Source organism: Rhodococcus jostii RHA1 (assembly GCF_000014565.1).
GTDB lineage: Bacteria > Actinomycetota > Actinomycetes > Mycobacteriales > Mycobacteriaceae > Rhodococcus_F > Rhodococcus_F jostii_A.
The window spans coordinates 6,193,278-6,210,776 of record NC_008268.1 but is presented as its reverse complement, the minus strand read 5'-3'; the positions used below and the strand labels follow the sequence as shown (position 1 = coordinate 6,210,776).

12 protein-coding genes are annotated in these 17,499 nt (G+C 67.6%); all 12 read right to left on the bottom strand.

The window, feature by feature from the left end; all coding sequences use genetic code 11:
• Nucleotides 1–11 precede the first annotated feature (11 nt).
• The 12 genes from RHA1_RS28175 to RHA1_RS28120 all read right to left on the bottom strand — a co-directional run bounded on the left by RHA1_RS28175 (nt 12) and on the right by RHA1_RS28120 (nt 17,496).
• Nucleotides 12–3,986, bottom strand: coding sequence for a diguanylate cyclase domain-containing protein (locus tag RHA1_RS28175; protein ID WP_011597887.1), 3,975 nt, complete (start codon nt 3,984–3,986; stop codon nt 12–14).
• Nucleotides 3,987–4,365: 379 nt separating this feature from the next.
• The gene (locus tag RHA1_RS28170) at nt 4,366–5,205 is read right to left on the bottom strand and encodes a glycoside hydrolase family 16 protein (protein ID WP_011597886.1); all 840 of its coding nucleotides are present in this window, start codon (nt 5,203–5,205) and stop codon (nt 4,366–4,368) included.
• Nucleotides 5,206–5,260: 55 nt separating this feature from the next.
• Nucleotides 5,261–7,369 (bottom strand): hypothetical protein, encoded by a 2,109-nt coding sequence (locus RHA1_RS28165; RefSeq protein WP_011597885.1) that lies wholly within the window; start codon nt 7,367–7,369, stop codon nt 5,261–5,263.
• Complete coding sequence (locus RHA1_RS28160; RefSeq protein ID WP_050787405.1) at nt 7,362–8,159, bottom strand: glycoside hydrolase family 16 protein; 798 nt, start codon at nt 8,157–8,159, stop codon at nt 7,362–7,364. The genes RHA1_RS28165 and RHA1_RS28160 overlap by 8 nt, the downstream gene beginning before the upstream one ends.
• 31 nt (nt 8,160–8,190) lie before the next feature.
• The gene (locus tag RHA1_RS28155; protein ID WP_011597883.1) at nt 8,191–8,862 is read right to left on the bottom strand and encodes a DUF998 domain-containing protein; all 672 of its coding nucleotides are present in this window, start codon (nt 8,860–8,862) and stop codon (nt 8,191–8,193) included.
• 2 nt (nt 8,863–8,864) lie between these two features.
• A complete protein-coding gene (locus RHA1_RS28150) occupies nt 8,865–10,109 on the bottom strand; it encodes a hypothetical protein (protein WP_011597882.1) in 1,245 nt (414 codons plus the stop codon).
• Entirely contained in the window at nt 10,096–11,469 is a 1,374-nt protein-coding gene (locus RHA1_RS28145) for a lipopolysaccharide biosynthesis protein (RefSeq protein ID WP_011597881.1), read from the bottom strand. The genes RHA1_RS28150 and RHA1_RS28145 overlap by 14 nt, the downstream gene beginning before the upstream one ends.
• A gap of 2 nt (nt 11,470–11,471) precedes the next feature.
• Nucleotides 11,472–13,247, bottom strand: coding sequence for an alpha/beta fold hydrolase (locus tag RHA1_RS28140; protein WP_011597880.1), 1,776 nt, complete (start codon nt 13,245–13,247; stop codon nt 11,472–11,474).
• A complete protein-coding gene (locus RHA1_RS28135; protein WP_011597879.1) occupies nt 13,231–14,541 on the bottom strand; it encodes a glycosyltransferase in 1,311 nt (436 codons plus the stop codon). Before RHA1_RS28135 ends, RHA1_RS28140 begins: the two co-directional genes overlap by 17 nt.
• Entirely contained in the window at nt 14,538–15,488 is a 951-nt protein-coding gene (locus RHA1_RS28130) for a glycosyltransferase family 2 protein (protein ID WP_011597878.1), read from the bottom strand. Before RHA1_RS28130 ends, RHA1_RS28135 begins: the two co-directional genes overlap by 4 nt.
• 6 nt (nt 15,489–15,494) lie before the next feature.
• Nucleotides 15,495–16,340, bottom strand: coding sequence for a glycosyltransferase family 2 protein (locus tag RHA1_RS28125; protein ID WP_009479004.1), 846 nt, complete (start codon nt 16,338–16,340; stop codon nt 15,495–15,497).
• Between the two features lie 289 nt (nt 16,341–16,629).
• Nucleotides 16,630–17,496, bottom strand: a complete 867-nt coding sequence (locus tag RHA1_RS28120) for a nucleoside triphosphate pyrophosphohydrolase (protein ID WP_011597877.1) — start codon at nt 17,494–17,496, stop codon at nt 16,630–16,632.
• Nucleotides 17,497–17,499: the final 3 nt, after the last annotated feature.

Sequence of the window (17,499 nt, the reverse complement as noted above, 5' to 3'; positions counted from 1 at the left end):
CCGCATGTGCATCAACGGTGCCGGCCGAGCAACCGAAGGTCGAGCTGGTCGGGGGGCAGCGGACGGCCGTGGTAGTGCCCCTGGGTGACGTCGCAGCCGTATCGACGCAAGGCCTTCAGGGTGTCTTCGTCTTCGACGCCTTCGGCGACCAGAGACGCACCCAGGCTGTGTGCGAGCTCCACGGTCGATCGGACGATCGCGACGGATCGAGGGTCGCTGGCGAGGCGGGCGACAAAGATCCGGTCGAGCTTCAGCTCATCGACGGCGAGGTCCTGCAGATAGGCAAGGGAGGACCAGCCGGTGCCGTAGTCGTCGATCGACAATCCGATTCCCAGACCCTGCAGCGCCTCGACCACCCTTCTGGCGCGCCTGTAGTCGGTCATCAGCACGCTTTCGGTGATCTCGAGGATCAACGTGTCGGCGGGTAACCGAAGGTCGTCCAGGAGTCGGTCGATCTCGGCAACCAGGTCTGCGTCGAGCAGATTCGTGACCGACAGGTTCACTGCGACGGTCAGCGATATACCACGATCGAGCCAGCTCCTCGCCTGACCCAGCGCAAGCTCCAGCACTCTCGCTGTCAGTGGACGCATCAGTCCGGACTGTTCGGCCTGAGGAAGGAATTGATCGGGCAGGAGTAAACCGCGGAGGGGATGCTCCCACCGAACGAGAGCCTCGACGCCGTGCACCCGGCCGTCGCATGTACTGACCTTCGGTTGGTAGTAACACGTGAGCTGACCACCAGCGATCGCCGTCCGCAGCTCGTCGATGGTCTGCCGCTCCTCCATGCTGCGCTGGTTCTCGGCGGCGTCGTACACCTCGAGCGCGCGGCGGTCGCACTTGGCCCGATACATCGCCACTCCCGCGCGCTGCAGCAAGTCCTGGGGGTTGGCGCAATGTTGCGGGCAGAGGGCGATCCCGATGCTCGCCTCGACGTGAACGGTGACCTCGTCGAGGTCAAACGGCTCGCGTAACACTTCGAGCAGACGATCAGCCAGCGCACAGGCTTCCGCAAGATCGATCCCTGACGGGAGTAGGACCGCGAACGCGTCTCCGCCGATGCGGGCCGGCAGATCGCCCGGCCGCACCGACCGGGCCAGCCGATCCGCGACCTGGCGCAGCAACTGATCGCCCACATACCGTCCGAAGGAATCATTGATCTCGTTGAACCGGTCCAGATCCATCAGCAGCACGCCGGGACCCGGACGTCGGGGTTGCCCGGCCGGCTGTGCCACGTGGTCGAAGTACTCGGCCGCCAGAGCGGCCGTGATTGCCCGCCGATTTGCCAGGTTCGTGAGGTCGTCGGTCCTCGCCTCGCGGTGGCTGTCGGCCAGGACGACTACTTCACGGAACGTCACTGCGAATCGGGCGGCGACCGCGAGCAGGCTGAGCGCGGCCAGAACCACCGCGAGCCGCGACAGCCGCGCATCGTGGTCGAGCACCAGAAGGCCCACCGCCGCGGCGGTGCACACCAGTGGGGGAACCCAGATAGCCAGCCCGGGGCGCTGATCGGATCGCCGCGGGCCGGGGGCCCGCCAACTGGCCATGGCCACCAGCAACACCGCGACGTGCGGGAGCGCATCGATCCACGTGCCCTCGACGTAACCGTCGGCATTGCGAAACAGATAGACAGTGTCGGCCACCGCGAACAGCATGAACCCCGCGACCAGCAGCACCCACCGCTGCTCGGCACGCCAACCCAGCACCGCAAGCGCTCCGACCGCGAGCGCCAGGAGCAGCACGTCTCCCACCGGGTATGCCAACCCGACGATCACCGCTGCGGGCGATCCGCTCGCCACCGACTCGATCGGACCGAATGCGAGGGCCGCTGCCAGCGCCGCCAAGGTCAAACCGGCGGTGATGGCATCCAACCAGATCTCGGCCGGTAATCGCCGCGCTCGCGCGCGGAGGAGCAACACCAGCCCGATGTAGACGAGTGGGTAGAACGCCAACTTCAGCGGATCGGCCAGCGATGGGGACTGTCCATCGGGCACCCACGACATCGCCACCACATCGCCCACGCACCAGCTCGTCAGCCCCAGCGCGATCAGCCACCATGCCTGCCGCTCGGCCGGCACCCACCACGCGCGAGCGGCGACCACGACGCCGACCGACAGCGTCAATCCGTCGTAGAGCACCTCGCGCAGCACGATCCAGCCTGCCTGATCCCCTGCCGCGATCGAGATCCCGTACAGAACCGCACCGATCAGCAGAAGCCCGAGCGCCGCAATCACACCGCGCCGTGACCGACCGGGTGGCGACACCCAGCCGGTCCGAAACGGCCGCGTTCGGCTGTGTGCCGACAACAGTCCGGTCGCGTCGCCCCACCCCGAGAGAGCCTGCTCCTCTACGGATTCCACGGCTCGCGGCAGGTTCTCGATCTCCCCGGGCCCGGTGTCGATGGTTCGGAGGGTGGGGTGGTCGGCGTGGGTTCGCCCGTCGATCTCGTCGAAGCCGGCCGGATTCGGCATGAAACTGCGAAGGCAGCCCCCGCCGCAGCGTTTGGCCACGTACATTGCCAAATCTGCCTGTTTGAGCAGGCTCTCGGTCGTCGCGTCGGGGACCTCGGATGTGGCAATGGTCAGTCCGATGCTGGGACGGATGGAGAGCGCGACACCATCGATGACGAACGGCGGGATGAATGCCTCGAGCACCCGATCTGCGGCCGACAGAGCATCCTCGACGCTCCCTTCGACCAGTGCCGCGAACTCGTCACCTCCGAGCCGGGCGACGGTGTCGGTGCTCCGCACGCACCCGGTGAGCCGTTCGGCAACGCGGATCAACAGCTCGTCCCCTGCGGGATGGCCGAGGCTGTCGTTGACTGTCTTGAAATCGTCGAGGTCCACACACAGCACCACGATCGGTGTCAGTTCCCGTCGTTGGCGCTGCAGTGCCTGGTCGAGTCGGTCGAGAAACAACGCACGGTTCGCCAGTCCGGTCAGTCGGTCGCGAAAGGCCTGTCGGGCCACGGTGAGCAACAGCCGCCGGTTCTCGGCCAACACGATGAACTGCCGTGCCAACAAGGTGAATACCAGGACCAAAATCGCGGCGGGAATCGGGCCGGAGCCCAGGCTGGGCAGCTCTCGCTGCAGGCCGACCGCAACGGCCAGCAACAACGGAACGTACGGCAGCCACAACCGTGCTCGGGACGGAATCTGCACCGGGACCGGTTCGGGCGACGGTGTGCGGGTGCTCGACAGCGCCGCCAGCCCAATCGAGACGAAGGCTGCCACCCAGCCCAGGTCGGTGACACCGCCGTTGTGATAGGTGCCCAGCGCGGTCAGGTAGGAGACCGCGCTGGCCGACAACGCCATGAGAATGATCCCGATGCACAGCAGTCCCAGGGTCAGGCGTTCCCCCGCCCGCGCTCGGGTCAGAACCACAATCGCCATCGTCGCAATCACCAGGTCGGCGACAGGATAGGCGAGGGACAACACGAGGCTGACCGGTGTGTCGCTTCTCGCGCGGTACACGCTGCCGAGCACGCTTACCCAGGACACCACGAACAGTGAACCGGCCACGATGATTCCGTCCAGAATCAGCCGGGTACGGGACTGTCCGCTGTCACCGGCCGGGAACAACAACAGCGCCGCGCATGCGCCGACCGGGAACAACAGATATGCCGCAGCCGCCGCGGAGGGGAACGGTATCTGATCACTTCGCTGGCCCACCACGTGGTAGCACCAGATGGCTTGACCGACCGACCAGGCCGCCAGCCCACCTGCCAACGCCGACCAGCTATGGCGCACCGCGCCCCGCCCTACCCAGGCAGCCCAGGCGGCACACGCGGTGGCGAGAACCACGAACACCAGCAGACTCACGTCGGCAATCACGATCGTCGTAAACGCTCCATCCCATCCCCACCACGAACCCAGCGCGAACAGCAGCGACGGAACGATGAATGCGACCGCGATCGCCCACAGACCGCCTTTCCACACGGCCTCGGCACTCGACGACGTCCCCACCCGCTCGGCTGACCGATGTCCCATCGCCACCACCCGAACTGCCGCCTGCCGTCGTCAATTAAAGGGATTTGAAGTATCCAGATGTCCATCTTTGCACGACGTACATGCTGAAATATAGTCCAAAAAGATACCCATAGTATGTTTCCGTGGCTGCCCGTAAGGCAGTACTCGTCGACTGTGCCCGGATCTGCACGCTACCGTGCGCGATCGCGGTCAGCGGCCGACGAGTTTCCGGATCAACCGGGGAAGTGGCCGCCGAAACCGCGGACAGTCGCACACTGCACAGGACGTGCCCTTGCGGTAATGCTCGTGAGCGGCGAATGGATGACCGCAGCGGCACTCTGAGGTCGACACGGCCATGAACCTGATTCTATTCACACCCGAAACTCGCGCGTCCCGGACGTCACTGGGAGAACCTCACCCAGTCCACCAGCATGGTGGCGGGAAAGCGTGTCGACGACGTGACCGGGCCGGGCCAGTTCCCGCCGACGGCCACATCGAACAGCAGGTACGCCGGGGCGTCGAACACCCAGCGTTCCTCGGGTCGCAGGTCCGCGGTGGTGACCGTGCCGACGATGTTCCCGTCGATGCCCACCGAGATGCGGCCCGGTGCTTTGATCAGGGCGTAGTCGTGGAAACCCGCGCTGAGGTTCGCACCGATCGTGCCGTTCGTCGAGCGTTCCCAGTGCCCGCCGCCGACGGTCGGGCCGTGCACTCCCGCGTGGTATCGGGAACCGTCCCCGATCACCTCGAGGATGTCGATCTCCCCGCAGGCAGGCCACCCGACGCTGGTGATGTTGCTCCCGAGCGTCCAGAACGCGGGATGGATTCCCGGGCCGGACGGTACCTGAATCCGGGCCTCGATCACCCCGTACGTGAATTCGAACCTTCCACGCGTCACGAGCCGCGCCGACGTGAACCCGCCACCGTTTCTGCGGGCCTCGACGACGAGACGACCGTTGCCGTCGAGTCGCGAATTCTGGCGGGAGTCGGTGTACACCTGCTTCTCGTTGTTGCCCCACCCACCGCCTCCGAGGTCGTAGCCCCAGAACAGTGGATTGGGTGCCGCGTTTGCAGGTCCGTCGAATTCGTCGCTGCCGATCACGGCGTATCCGGGGTAGGCGGTCCGGAGGCCTCCACCGCCGGACGCGGCGGCGGCAACAACCGGGGTGAGGGACAGCGCGCACAGCGCCACCGAGCACGTCAACGCAATCTCGAACAGGGCCGAGCGCGTCCGCTGCATGTGCCGATGCTAGGCGTCGCCGTGACCGGTCGTGACCGAATACGCGACGTGGCCGTTACCGGCGCGGCCCCGTGTAACGGAAGATCGTGCTGTTGTCGTCCTGCGCGTACACGGACCAGTCGGGGCTGGACCGCATCTGGTCCTCGAAGTTCTCGACGGATCCGTCGGGTAGATAACCGTAGTAGCGGATGGCGGCAGTGCCCTGCGTGTTGAACACGAGATACGTGTCGCCGTCGCGTTCCGCCGCATCCGCGGTGAGCATCTCGATCTGGCCGCCGCGGGGGAAGCCCTCCAGCACGGCCGGGGGCAAGGCCAGCAAGGGTTGATCGAAATCCTTGTCGACGACGGCGAACTTGATGTAGTCGGCGCTGATCCGAGTGGGAAGACCGGCGGGATAGAGGGACATGACCGTCGCCGGCGGCTTCTCGTTCGCGAGGATGTCCTCCGCGAACGTCACCTGGGACTGATATCCGATGACGAGCGACCACAACCCGAAATAGCCTTGCAGGCCCGCGAACGTCACGTAGGCCAGTCCGCTCGCGAGTCCGACCGGGACGACTCGGCGAAGCACTCCGGACCGGAACCTGATCGTGAGAGCGTCCACGAGGATCGGCGCGATGAGAATCGCGCACCCGGGCACGGCGTAGAGATAGACCCGGAAGATCGCCTCACCGCCGTAGCTCTGACCGGCCAGCAGCGCGAACGAACTGAACGCCATGACGGTCCCGACCCAGGCGGAACGCTTGCGACGCCAAAGGAGGATCGCGCAGACCACGGCGAGCAGGACGATGCCCGCGGACAGGGATCGGCACACGGCGGAGGTGAAGATCTTCCCGAACGTGCCGACGGCGGTCACGTTGCTGGCGGCGTTGTCGACCGGGTTGAAACCGGACAGCAGCCCGTACGGTGCAACGATGTCCAGCCGGGGAACGAGATAGGCGACGAGGATCGCGAAGTAGGGAACGGGGAGCCACCACGGGCGGATCTTCCGCGTCACCGCCAATGCAACCGTCACGCCGAACAGCCAGTACGGGGTCAGCTGATGGGTGGGCACCAGGGCTGCGAACACGAGGATCGACAGGTACGCCGCGGAGCGGTGCTCCGTCGACACCACGAGCAGGGCCACCGCACCCAGTGCCATGACGAGGGCGACGGCCTGCGGCGAGAAGTAGTCCTGCCCCACCCAGTTGGCGAGTTCCGCCACCAACGCGGCCGTCAGTGCCACCCGCATGCCGAACCCGAGGAGCCGGGCGATCACGGCGATCACGACGGCCAGCAGTACGTGGATCACCGGCGCGAACCAGTGGGCGATCGACATCATGTCCACGGACGTGATGTCGCCGAACCACGCGAATGCGGTGAAGAAGCCCGGCCACTCGCCGTAGATGTCGACGCCCTTCGGCGGCAGAGTCTGGAACTGCTGGATGTAGTCGACCACGCCGAGGTGCTTGTACGTCCACCCGTAGATGGGAACGTCGGTGACGAGGGTCGGGGTGAGCCGTTCCACCGCGATCACGCCGAGCACGGCAACGGCAGCGGTCCCGACAGCCCTCTCGCGAAGAGCCCAGACGAACGCGCCGAGGATCATCAGGGCGCACACCACGAGGCCGGGACCGCTTCCGACGAACAGCAGACCGAACTGTGAATACGCGGTGGAGCCGAGACCGAAGAGCACCACCACCCACGCGGCAAGGGCCACGGCAACGAGGATCAGCGGCCGGTTCCGGCGGGCGGCGTGCCACCATTGCGACAGACGGAACGACATCTGCTGCACGGTCACCGCGCGAACCGGCTCGGCGCCGGTGTCCTGCCAGCGGTGCCGCAGCGCGGACGCAACGACGGCCAGGACCATCACCAGCAGCAGACCCGTCGCGGGCCATCGGTAGAACCAGGCCAGGACGGTCGTGGCCGCAGTCACCACGGACAACCCGAGAACGGGGACGGCCGCGACGGCTGCGACAAGCGGTATCCGCAACCACGTCACGATCGCGAGCCCCGGTCCGATCAACACGAACACCGTCAGCAGCACCGCACTCACCGACGACGGAAGCGGCGCCAGGGACGTCAGTCCCGCGACCGCCGAGGCCAGCGCGGCGACGTCGTAGTACCGGGGCAGCTCCGGAGCCCTCGTGTCGAGGCGCTCCACAGTGAGGAGATCACTCATCGGTGACCCTCACCCAGTCGACGAGCATCGCCGCGGGAAACGTCGTGTCGGCTCCGACGTCGCCCGGCCACCGTCCACCGACGGCGACATTCAGCAACAGGGAGAACGGTTTGTCGAACACCCACTCCTGCCCCGGGTCCAGGTCGGCACGCGAGAACTCGCCCGTCACCGCGTCGTCGATGCCGAACGTGATCCGGTCCGGCGACCGCTCCACCCAATAGTCGTGGAAATCGTCCGACATGTTTCCGCTGCCTTCGGCTTTCACCTCCCACGGGGTGCCGTCCGCGGACGGGCCGTGCAGCGCACTGTGATAGAACGACGCGTCGTTGATCGTCTCGATCACGTCGATCTCCCCCGACTGCGGCCAGCCCACACGGTTGACGTCCGTGCCCATCAACCAGAACGCCGGGTGCAGGCCCTGTCCGCTCGGCAGCTTGATGCGGGCCTCGGCCCGTCCGTACTGGAATGCGAAGCGGTCGAGGGTGACAAGCCGGGCGGACGTGTACCCCGATCCGTCGGGACGGGCTTCGATCACGAGGTTGCCCTCGCCGTCGAGCCTGGAATTGGCGGGATCGTCCGTGTACACCTGCGCCTCGTCGTTACCCCAGCCGCCTCCCCCGACCGCGTGTCCCCAGTAGCGGGGGTCGGGCGAGGTTCCGGCGGGCCCGACGAAATCGTCGAACATGAGCACCGACTCGCCCTTCCTCGATGCCTGGGCGACATCGCTCGACGCGTACCACCCGGTGGCGCCGATGCAGACGAGCGCGAGGAACACCGTCGCCGCGGACACGGCGCGGGTCCTGCGTGGACGGTTCAGCTGCCTATGCACCGGCACCGTCTCCGACCGGGCCGACAGCCGAACGTCGGACCGACTGCAGCTGTGTCACGAGGTGGACGCACACGACGAACCCGAGGATCGCCGAGTAGGCCGCAACCCGTTCGATACCACCCACGCCGAGACCGAGGTCCCAGGAGTAGGTGAAGCAGAAGTACCCCACCAGTCCGAGCACCCCCAGTGCGAGGGCGACGTACGTTGCCGGTCCGGATATCTGAGGCCGGACGGTGAGTGCCGTCGTGAGCGTGAAGAGACTGCCGAAGATCAGGAAGAGCGTGGCGCCGAGCGAATGCACTTCCCAATGCGTGTTCGACGGCGCGAGACCGACCACTACTCCGCCGATCCCGGCCACCACCAGGAAGACGACGGGGGCCGGCGGCAGCACCCGTTCGATGCGGTGCCACAGGACGGCGGCCACCAGGTAGGCCAGTCCGGTCACCACGAACGACGCGTCCATCAGCAGGGATGTCTTGCTGCACGGCGCGTTTCCGTCCGTGCCGCAGAACGGGACGCCGAGGTCGCTGACGAAGTTGGCGGAGTAGCTGTAGTGACCGCGCCACGTGCCGGCGACGAGGAATTCGACGACGAAGAACTGCAGTACGGCAACGGTGAGGTACAGCGGAGCGCGCTTCGAGGTCTCGAGGACGTGTGAGGGCATGGTCAGAAGATCCTTCGAGACAGTAGAGACAGTGGGTCGCACAGTGCGTCCGCGAGGGCGCTGCGGACGAGTTCGGGGTCGAAGACGTTGTCGTGCAGCGACGCCGACACGTCCAGGTCGGGACCGTGGCGCACCGCGGTGAAGACGATCGACGCAGGGTCGGCCGGTTCGCTCAGCGCGGTGACGAGACGCCGGCCGGGCCCGTCGGTCCAGTCGAGATCGGCCAGCAGTGCGGCCTGTCCCATGTCGGAGTACACGAGCCTCGCCCGGGGGTCCGCGGCGACGTGAGTGGCCCGCGCGTGCGCAACACCGGTGCGCACCCGCCTGCGGAACGTGGCGGTGCTGAGTGCGAGCGAGGCGAGCGGCCGGCCCGACGCCGTGGCCTGCGCGATCGCCGCACTCATCTCGGCGGCATCACCCGGGTCCGACAGTGAGAACCGCACCAGGGCAGCGAAATTGCCGTTCACCGTCGCGGCCTCCGGGAGGTACCGGCGGCAGTCGAAGAGGACGTCGACCTCGTCGTCGATCGCCAGACCACGACTGCGCATCGCGCGCGAGACGGCCGCGAACAGCAACGACGACACCGATGCCTGGGGCATTTCCCGATCCCGCCAGCGACGCAGTTCCGCGGTGGTGTCCGACGCTGTCGACGCGATGACCGCGGTGGGCGCGCCGTGCCACGGCACGACCACCTCGGCGGATCCGGAACCGTGTGCGGCAGCGCGACGGGATTCGAGGAGCCTCACGACACGCGTGGGGGACGACGCGAAGGTCCGGACCAGGGCGCACGCGAGCGGTAGAGCGCTGTCGCGTGTCCGCGCCCATTCCGGAACCGGCGTCCCCATGCGTCCACCGGCAACGGCACGGACGAGAGACAGCGCGAGCCTGCCGTCGCCGAGTCCGTGGGAGATGTCGAGCAGGAGGAAATCGCCCGCGACCGCGACGTTCAGCGAGTACGCGGACGCACCCGACCGTGCCAGCCGGGTCAGCAGCTGCGGCACCTCCTCCCGGGTACAGGGTCCGAGATCCCGTACCTGCCCGAGGAAGTCCTGCGGTCGGTGCTGCCACCGGCGTGACTCGGTGGTCGGGACGAGGCCGATCGGGGTGTGCCGTCCGCCCGCGTGCGCGAGCTGCGTCAGCGTGTCGCGGATCTCGCCGATGCTCGGCAGTCGGACAGGACCGATCGCGGTGATCATCCGGCTCCCGCTGCGCATCAGGTCGCGGGAACTGGCTCTATGCGTCGACATCGGACACCTGCCACATCGGTTGCTGGTTCACGCTCTTCTTCGCCAGCCACCGCTCCCACTTGGAGCGGTTCTGGAGTCGGCGGAGCCAGGAGATGAGCGGTCCGGCGAGGATCACGGCGGTGAGCGTCTCCGCGGCGAGATACGCCCAGCCCACCCCCGCGACGCCGACCGACGCGCTGAAGACCAGGCTGCCGACGATGATGACCACCGTGGCCAGGCACTGGGTGACGACGGCGAGGGTCAGCCGGCGGTACACCCGCGCGAGACCGTCGTAGACGGCGCCGATGACCGTGAGAGGCACGAATACCGCGGCGAGATGGAGCAGAGGAGTTCCTTGCGCCCGGTATTCGTCGCCGATGAATCCGAGCGCCGCCGGCGCGACGAAGGCCAGCCCGAATCCGCCTACCACCGCGACCGCGGCAATGGTGCGAACGAACCGGCGGGACAGGCTGACGATCTTGTCCGGATGCGCGGCGGCCTCGGCGACGAACGGACCCACCATGAGGTTCACCATGATGTAGAGGGCGCTGACGATCGACCACGTCACTGCGAAGTAGGCGTTCGCCGCGGTGCCGACCCGGGTGACGACGATCAGCGGGACGACGAGCGGGGCGATGGCCCCCAGCGCCGAAATGCCGTACGAGGAGCCGAAGTACACACCGAGTTCCTTGTTGGACGGCAGCGCGGGTACCTGCCGGTACCGAGGGTCGGACCGAATGCGCAGGCCCATCGACGTCAACACGACCGCAACGGCGATCGCCGCGGTGACCCCCCAGGACGCGACGATGGCGAGCGCCGACCCCGACGCCGCGAGCACCACGACCGCGAGGAGTTTGGCCAGCGCGTGGAAGACGTTCTTCGACGCCGCCCAGCGGGCCACGCCCAGCCCGGAGACGGTCTGGTCCTGCAGGGCGAAGAGCGCGAGCACGACGACGAACACCGGATAGATCGCGATTTCCAGGTTGTTCTCGAACAGCGTGTCCCGCGGACCGAGGACGATGAGCCCGACGGCCGACACGAAGGCCAGCGTGGCCACCGCGGCGAAACCCTTGACCAGCAACGGTCCCGCGCGGTGGCCCGCCACGGGGAGGAAGCGCTCGAACATCGAGCCCAGGCTGAGATTCGACAGCGTCGACAGCATGATCGCCGTCGAGATGAGTGCGGACGCCACGCCCACCTGATCGGCGGGGAACAATCGCGCGGCCGCACCCCAGAAGGTGAGGCCGAGTACACCGGTGACGACACTCGACAGCATCAGTGCCATCGAGTTGAGCTGCAGATTCCGCCCCGCGGATCGCGGTGCCTGCTCGGCACGGTGCTTCGCGCGTAGGTGCGACTGCGTCGCTGTCGGGGATCCCATGATTACCCGACCAATTCCGGCCGGGAATCGTCACGGGCGTCGTCGACGCTGTCCACGGTCAATTCACCGAGCGCGGTGGCGAGGACGTCCCGCAGGACCCTGTCCCGCAGGGCGGTGCTGTACAGCGAGTGATCGCCGGACGGGTACGTCACCAGGCGTCCGTTCCAGCCGGCGCGCCGGAGCCGGCGAAGGCTGCGTTCTCCCTGGTTCTCGACGAATGCGGCGTAGTCGATCGGTGAGAGGAGGACGGTGGTGTGCACGCCACGGTCGTTCAGCGGAGCGAGCATGACCTCCGGCACCTGCAGCAACCCGGCCCGGCCCAGCCACAACCAGCCGCGGTACGGCATCCACACCCGCAGGTACTTTTTCGACGTCGCCGCGTACCGGTGGAGTAGCGCGAGCGCGGCACCCGTCAGGGAACCCTGGCCGGCGTCCATCGTCGACTGCTTCACGAAGGCTTTACGGGTAATGGTCCAGTCCGCCATGTTGACCAGGACCACCGCCCGGACCGGACGCCGGAGGGCGGCGTAACTCGAGTTCCACGCCCCCGAACACATGCCCACGAGCACAGCCGATTCGGGCTGCGCACCGCTGACGGAGATGATGTCGACGGCGTCGTCCCGGGATTCGTCCGTATAGATGGTGGTGGATTCGCCGTGCTGCACCGTGCCGGTGTCACCGGTGCCGCGGCGATCGAAGCGAACGCTGACGATCCCGTGGGCCGCGAGTTCGCGGGCAGTCTCGGCCCACAGCCGGACGGGCCCGACGCGGTGCTCGCCGGCGGTGCCGTGGAAGATCACCGTCGGCGCCGCAGGGGTGTGCGCCGCGTCCCGCTCGGTCGCGACGGACGTGCGGATCGTGAAGAGTTCGGACGCTCCCTCGAAGCCCAGAGTCTCGATGACCTGCCTGCCGTCGACGGTCCGATCCACGACGGCGGTGGCGCGGAGATCGAGTGTGGCACCGGTGTGGTGGTTGCCGAAGGACGCGGACATCCAGTCGGCGATCCGGTCGATGTCGCCGAACGGGAGCCGGACCACGAAGTCCGCCGGCTCGAGAAACGATTCGTAGTCGTGAACCGTGAAGTGCTCGGCGTTCCAGGCCGCGACGGCCTCACGCATCCCGACGGAATCGACCTCGCTGTCCCGCAACGCCATCAGAACCTTCGCGCCCGGCGGCGGAGTGGCGGCTCGCAGACTCATCGCCGACAGGGCCGTAGCCGCGGCCGGTGCGAGCACCGCACCGATGAGGGTGACCCGCGGATCGTCCGCGTCCTCGGGACCGACCACCAGCTGGTGGAGCGCAGTCTGCTTGCGCAGGTAGGCGCGGCCGCGCACCACCGGATCCCACAGGGTCACCGCCCGCACCGGACCGCACGTCACGGCGACCTGCGCGGCGAGCAGGGCGCCGACCCGGAGGCCGACCAGCCCGATGTCGGTGATGCCGCAGCTGCGCACGAAGTCGACGGCCGTCCGGATGCTGTCGAGCCACCCCGCGACCGCGTCGGACTCGTCCTGGGCGCCCGGCGAGTCACCGGTGCCGCGGTAGTCGAACCGCAACACCAGAAGCCCCCGAGCCCGCAATTGCTGGGCGAGGTACACCATTCCGCGATACGAGTCGACCTGTTCCTTGCCGATCGGCGGGCACAGGACGACGGCACCGCGGCAGCGGCCGTCGACAGGAAGGTCGACGACGCCGAACAGCGGCGCGTCCGCCGGTCCGAACCAGGTGGCGAACCGGGTGCGGTCGGTGCGGCCGGCGAGATCAGGATGGGCGCTCATGGGTCATCCCTCTCATCGGCGCCGGATCCCGGCCCTCCACGCGGGCCTTCAGATAGGCGAGCGGGCCACGCGCGATGGACCGCAGTTCGGTGGCCCCGATCCCCACGGGAAGGTCGTCGGCGAGACCGTCCGGAGGGGTGGCGACGCGGGACATCTTCCGCGACAGACGAAGAAACGCCGGCGCCTGCCGCACGGCGATGCGCACTGCGAGCCAGGCGGTGCGGGGGTCGACGGCGATCTTCGCCAGCCACGCGCCGAGCCCGAGGCCGTAGCCGCGCGCCTGGACGGCGAGCGCCTCGTTGTCCGCCCGGTGCCGATGCCACACGACCGCCCCGGGCCGGTACGCCAGCTGCCGCCCGGAGTGCAGCACACGGAAGAACATGTCGAGGTCTTCGCCACCGTCGGTGGGGGCTCCCGCCCCGAGCGCCTCGTCGAAACCCCCCAGCGCGAACACGGCCTGCCGATCGACCGCGAAATTCGCACCGGTCCCGTAGACGCCTACCTGGAACGGGAAGAGCGGCACGTCGGCGGGTGGGTGCGCGAGGTCGAACAACCGTGGGACACAGGAACTCGCCCATCCCACCCGCTGATCGAAGTACGCCTGCGCGGGTGTGCGGATCTCCCCGCTCGGGACGATTCCGCACACGCACCCCACTGCCTTCCCGGCGCCGAAGCCGGCGACGAGTTCGGTGAGCCAGTGCGGGTCGACGACGACGTCGTCGTCGGTGAACGCGACGATCTCCGTGTTCGCCGCGCGAACGCCCGCATTGCGCGCCCGGGACAGGCCCGGGCGGGGCTCGGTCACGACGCGCACACGGGGGTCACCGAGTTCGGCGACGTACCGCCGCGTGGCATCGGTGCGGGATGCGTTGTCGACCACGATCACCTCGTAGTCGGAATGGTCGAGCGACAGGATCGATTCGAGGGCGACCTTCAGGCTGTCGACCCGATCCCGGGTGCAGACCACCACGGTGACGGAGGGGCCGGATGCGTCGGTGGTGGCGATGCTTTCGGCCACCGCTTCCGGCAGCAGCCCGTCCAGTGCACGCTGCAGTGCACCGGCCTCGAGTCGGCCGTCCTCGATGTCCATCTCGACGAATCCCAGCAGGGTGCGGTCTTCTCGCACGAGCAGCCGGGCACGCCGATACCCCTCGGCGCGCTCCAGCCGGTATTCGGTGTCGTCTTGCACGGGTCCGCGTAGTTCGCCGACCCAGACGGCCCCGTCCCACGTCGGCGCGTGATCGCTCACGAGAGCAGGCACGAGGTCGATCCGGCGATCGAGTGTTCCGGTCATGCCGTCACCCGCTTCGATCGCAGACCGACGAGACCGCGGACGTAGCCGGCAGTGGTCGCCGTGAGCCCCGCGACCACGGCACCGGCCCGGGCCAGCCCGCCGTGCCGCGGGGATGCGATCCCCGTGACGACAGCTCGCGGGAGAACGCGTGCGGTGTACGCCCGCTCGCTGCTGAGCGCGTCGCCGGCCCCGACGAGATCGGCGACCAGGGCTTTCGACACGCCCTCGTGGAAGCAGCGCGAGAGGAAGTAGCGGAACGTGGTGCGGTCGTCGCAGACGCGGTGCGCCACCCTCATCGCGGGGTCGAACAGCAGCTGCGCACAGGGCTGGTGGGCGCGGATCCGGATGCAGAGTTCGGTCTCCTCGCACCCGACCGGTGTCTTCCCGACCCGGCCGATCCCGTCGCTGAACCCGTCGACGGCGTCGAACACCGTGCGCCGCAGAGACATGTTGCAGCCGATGAAGTTCCGCACCGGCTCGATACGTGTCGGCTGGCCGACGTAGCTGCAGCCGACCACCCAGTCGAACTCGGCGGGCATCCACACGGGGCGGTCCGCGGGCCACACGGGACTGGCGAATCCCCCCACGCCGAGCACGTCGGGGTCGGAATAGTGGGCGGCGGACACGCGATACCAGTCGGGTTCGGCGCGCGCATCGTCGTCGAGGAACGCGATCACGTCACCGCGGGCCGCGCGCACGCCCGTGTTGCGGGCTCCGGAGAGCCCCTTCGACCCGGAGTTACGCAGCACGGTCACCCGGGTCTGCCCGGCGAAGTGCCGTTCGGCACGCGAGAACAGTTCCTCGGAGTGGTCGATCACCACCAGCACCTCGAGCACGGGCACGTTCTGGGTGAGCACCGAGTCGACTGCGGCGCACAGGTCGGTCCACCGTTCGGTGGTGTAGGCGCAGATCACGACGGAGCAGGACACGAGGGTGGACACCGTCATGGTTGCTCAGCCTCGCGAGACGGGGGCCGGGGACACGTCCGCTGCGGGGGTGCGCTGTTCGCTCCTGATGGTGCGCAGCACCCGGAGCCCGTCACGTACCGCGTTGAGATTGCTCTCGCCGTGGATGCGGTCCTGTTCGAAACTCGGGACCTCGGTGATCTTCAGACCCGCGTTGGCGACTCGCACGTTGATGAGCGTCTCGATCTCGAAGCCGTCGCCCCACTGCGCCTCTGTCGCGTCGACCGATGGCAGCGCCATCACCGGGACGTGGTGACGCCAGAATGCGTTGTAGCCGTAGCACAAATCGCTGAACGACGCCCCGAACTTGAGGTTGACGATTGCGTTCAACGCCTTGTTTCCGAGCTTCCTGCTGAACGTGATGTCCGAGCTTCCGCCGCCGGCGGCGAAGCGCGTTCCCTTCGCGAAGTCCGCGCCTGCCACGAGTGCCCCGACGAACAGCGGGATCTCGGCCGGGTCCGTGGATCCGTCGGCGTCGATCATGACGATGATGTCCGACGTGGAGGCGAGGAAACCGCAGGCCAAGGCATTGCCCTTGCCTTTTCGGCTTTGTGTCACGACCGTGGCGTCGGGCCAGAGACTCCTGGCCACCTCGACCGTGTCGTCGACGGAATGTCCGTCGACGAAGACGATCTCGTCGATGTCGGCCGGCATCCGCGCGGCAACGTGCGGGAGGTTCTTGGCTTCGTTCATGGCAGGCACGACGACCGTGACCGTCGGCCGCTGCGACCCGTCCCCGTCGTTGCGACCGTTATCTTCGCCTTTGCGTTGGTCGACGCCCACGACGTCGGTACCGTCGGAGGGTTCCAGGCGATCAGGCGTGTAGAGGCTCATTTGTCCGTCTTTCCTCGTCGGGCGAATGGCCCGGCAGCATCACAGTCGTCCCATGCGAGCACTGACCACCCCGTGTCTGGAGTGATGTCCTCACCACGTGCAGCGTGCAAAGGAAGCAGAGACCGTTCGAACCCCCGCAGTTCAGAAAACATCAATGTTTTCGACTATCAGTCTTCTTTGCAGGGATAAACCTATCTCAAGTTTGTTTCTTGTGCACCAGTTAACGCGGAGTGACTTACAACTCAGTTACATTTCGGCAAACCGGAGCGGTCGCGCGGACCGGTCGTTCTCACGACGGCCAGTGACACGCCCAGTCCGCTGCTCCGAGCGCGGACTTGCCCTGTGCACGCGCCCCATTCTCGGCTGCCCGGATCCGGGTGATGAACGCGTGCGTCGCAGCCCGGAGTCTCGTCTCGGCTTCCGCCTCGGCTACCAGACCGGACTCGATCTCCACGGGCACGAGCTCCGGCGGCAGGCCGGCCTTGCTCGCGCGGGCGATCACCTTCGCCGCGAGGGACGCCGCGGGCTGACTCATCGCGACGCCGTCGAGGCAGGAACTCCGCGCCTTCTCCGCCGCCTTCCGGATCTCCCATGCCCGTTCCTGCTCCGCGATGTCGATCGGTCCGACGACGTCCTCCCCGAGGTGGGGACTGCGGTGGACGAGTTTGGCCACCAGGGTCGCGGCCACGTCGTCGACGTCGAAATGGCCCGACGCCGAGGCGATGCGTGAGTGGAACAGGACCTGCAGCAGCAGGTCTCCGAGTTCTTCACGCAGGTCAGCGCGTTCGGACGACTCGATCGCGTCGAGAACCTCGTACGTCTCCTCGACGAGGTAGTGCGACAGGGTGCGGTGCGTCTGCGTCACTTCCCAGCCGCCGTAACTCCACAGTCGGTCCATCACCTCGGCGGCCTCGACGAGGTTGTCGCCCGGGACCTTCGGTGCCGCGATGACGCGTGACCCCGATGCGACCCACTCGCGCACGGTGGGGTGGTCGGGGTCGGTACTGACGAGGACGGCGGCCCCGGGTGCTTCGGTCAGCAGGGTCCGCACGCCCTGGGGTACCTCGTCGGTGAACTCCACCCCGTCACCGACCACCCCGACGGCCTCCATCGGGATCGTCGTCGGCCGCAACGGGTCGAGCAGGACCACCGTCATCGG

Coding starts and splice junctions, on each gene's coding strand:
- RHA1_RS28125 (WP_009479004.1), bottom strand. CDS start 16,340: ATGAGCCTCTACACGCCTGATCGCCTGGAACCCTCCGACGGTACCGAC.
- RHA1_RS28175 (WP_011597887.1), bottom strand. CDS start 3,986: ATGGGACATCGGTCAGCCGAGCGGGTGGGGACGTCGTCGAGTGCCGAG.
- RHA1_RS28140 (WP_011597880.1), bottom strand. CDS start 13,247: ATGAGCGCCCATCCTGATCTCGCCGGCCGCACCGACCGCACCCGGTTC.
- RHA1_RS28150 (WP_011597882.1), bottom strand. CDS start 10,109: ATGTCGACGCATAGAGCCAGTTCCCGCGACCTGATGCGCAGCGGGAGC.
- RHA1_RS28135 (WP_011597879.1), bottom strand. CDS start 14,541: ATGACCGGAACACTCGATCGCCGGATCGACCTCGTGCCTGCTCTCGTG.
- RHA1_RS28170 (WP_011597886.1), bottom strand. CDS start 5,205: ATGCAGCGGACGCGCTCGGCCCTGTTCGAGATTGCGTTGACGTGCTCG.
- RHA1_RS28165 (WP_011597885.1), bottom strand. CDS start 7,369: ATGAGTGATCTCCTCACTGTGGAGCGCCTCGACACGAGGGCTCCGGAG.
- RHA1_RS28145 (WP_011597881.1), bottom strand. CDS start 11,469: ATGGGATCCCCGACAGCGACGCAGTCGCACCTACGCGCGAAGCACCGT.
- RHA1_RS28155 (WP_011597883.1), bottom strand. CDS start 8,862: ATGCCCTCACACGTCCTCGAGACCTCGAAGCGCGCTCCGCTGTACCTC.
- RHA1_RS28130 (WP_011597878.1), bottom strand. CDS start 15,488: ATGACGGTGTCCACCCTCGTGTCCTGCTCCGTCGTGATCTGCGCCTAC.
- RHA1_RS28120 (WP_011597877.1), bottom strand. CDS start 17,496: ATGACGGTGGTCCTGCTCGACCCGTTGCGGCCGACGACGATCCCGATG.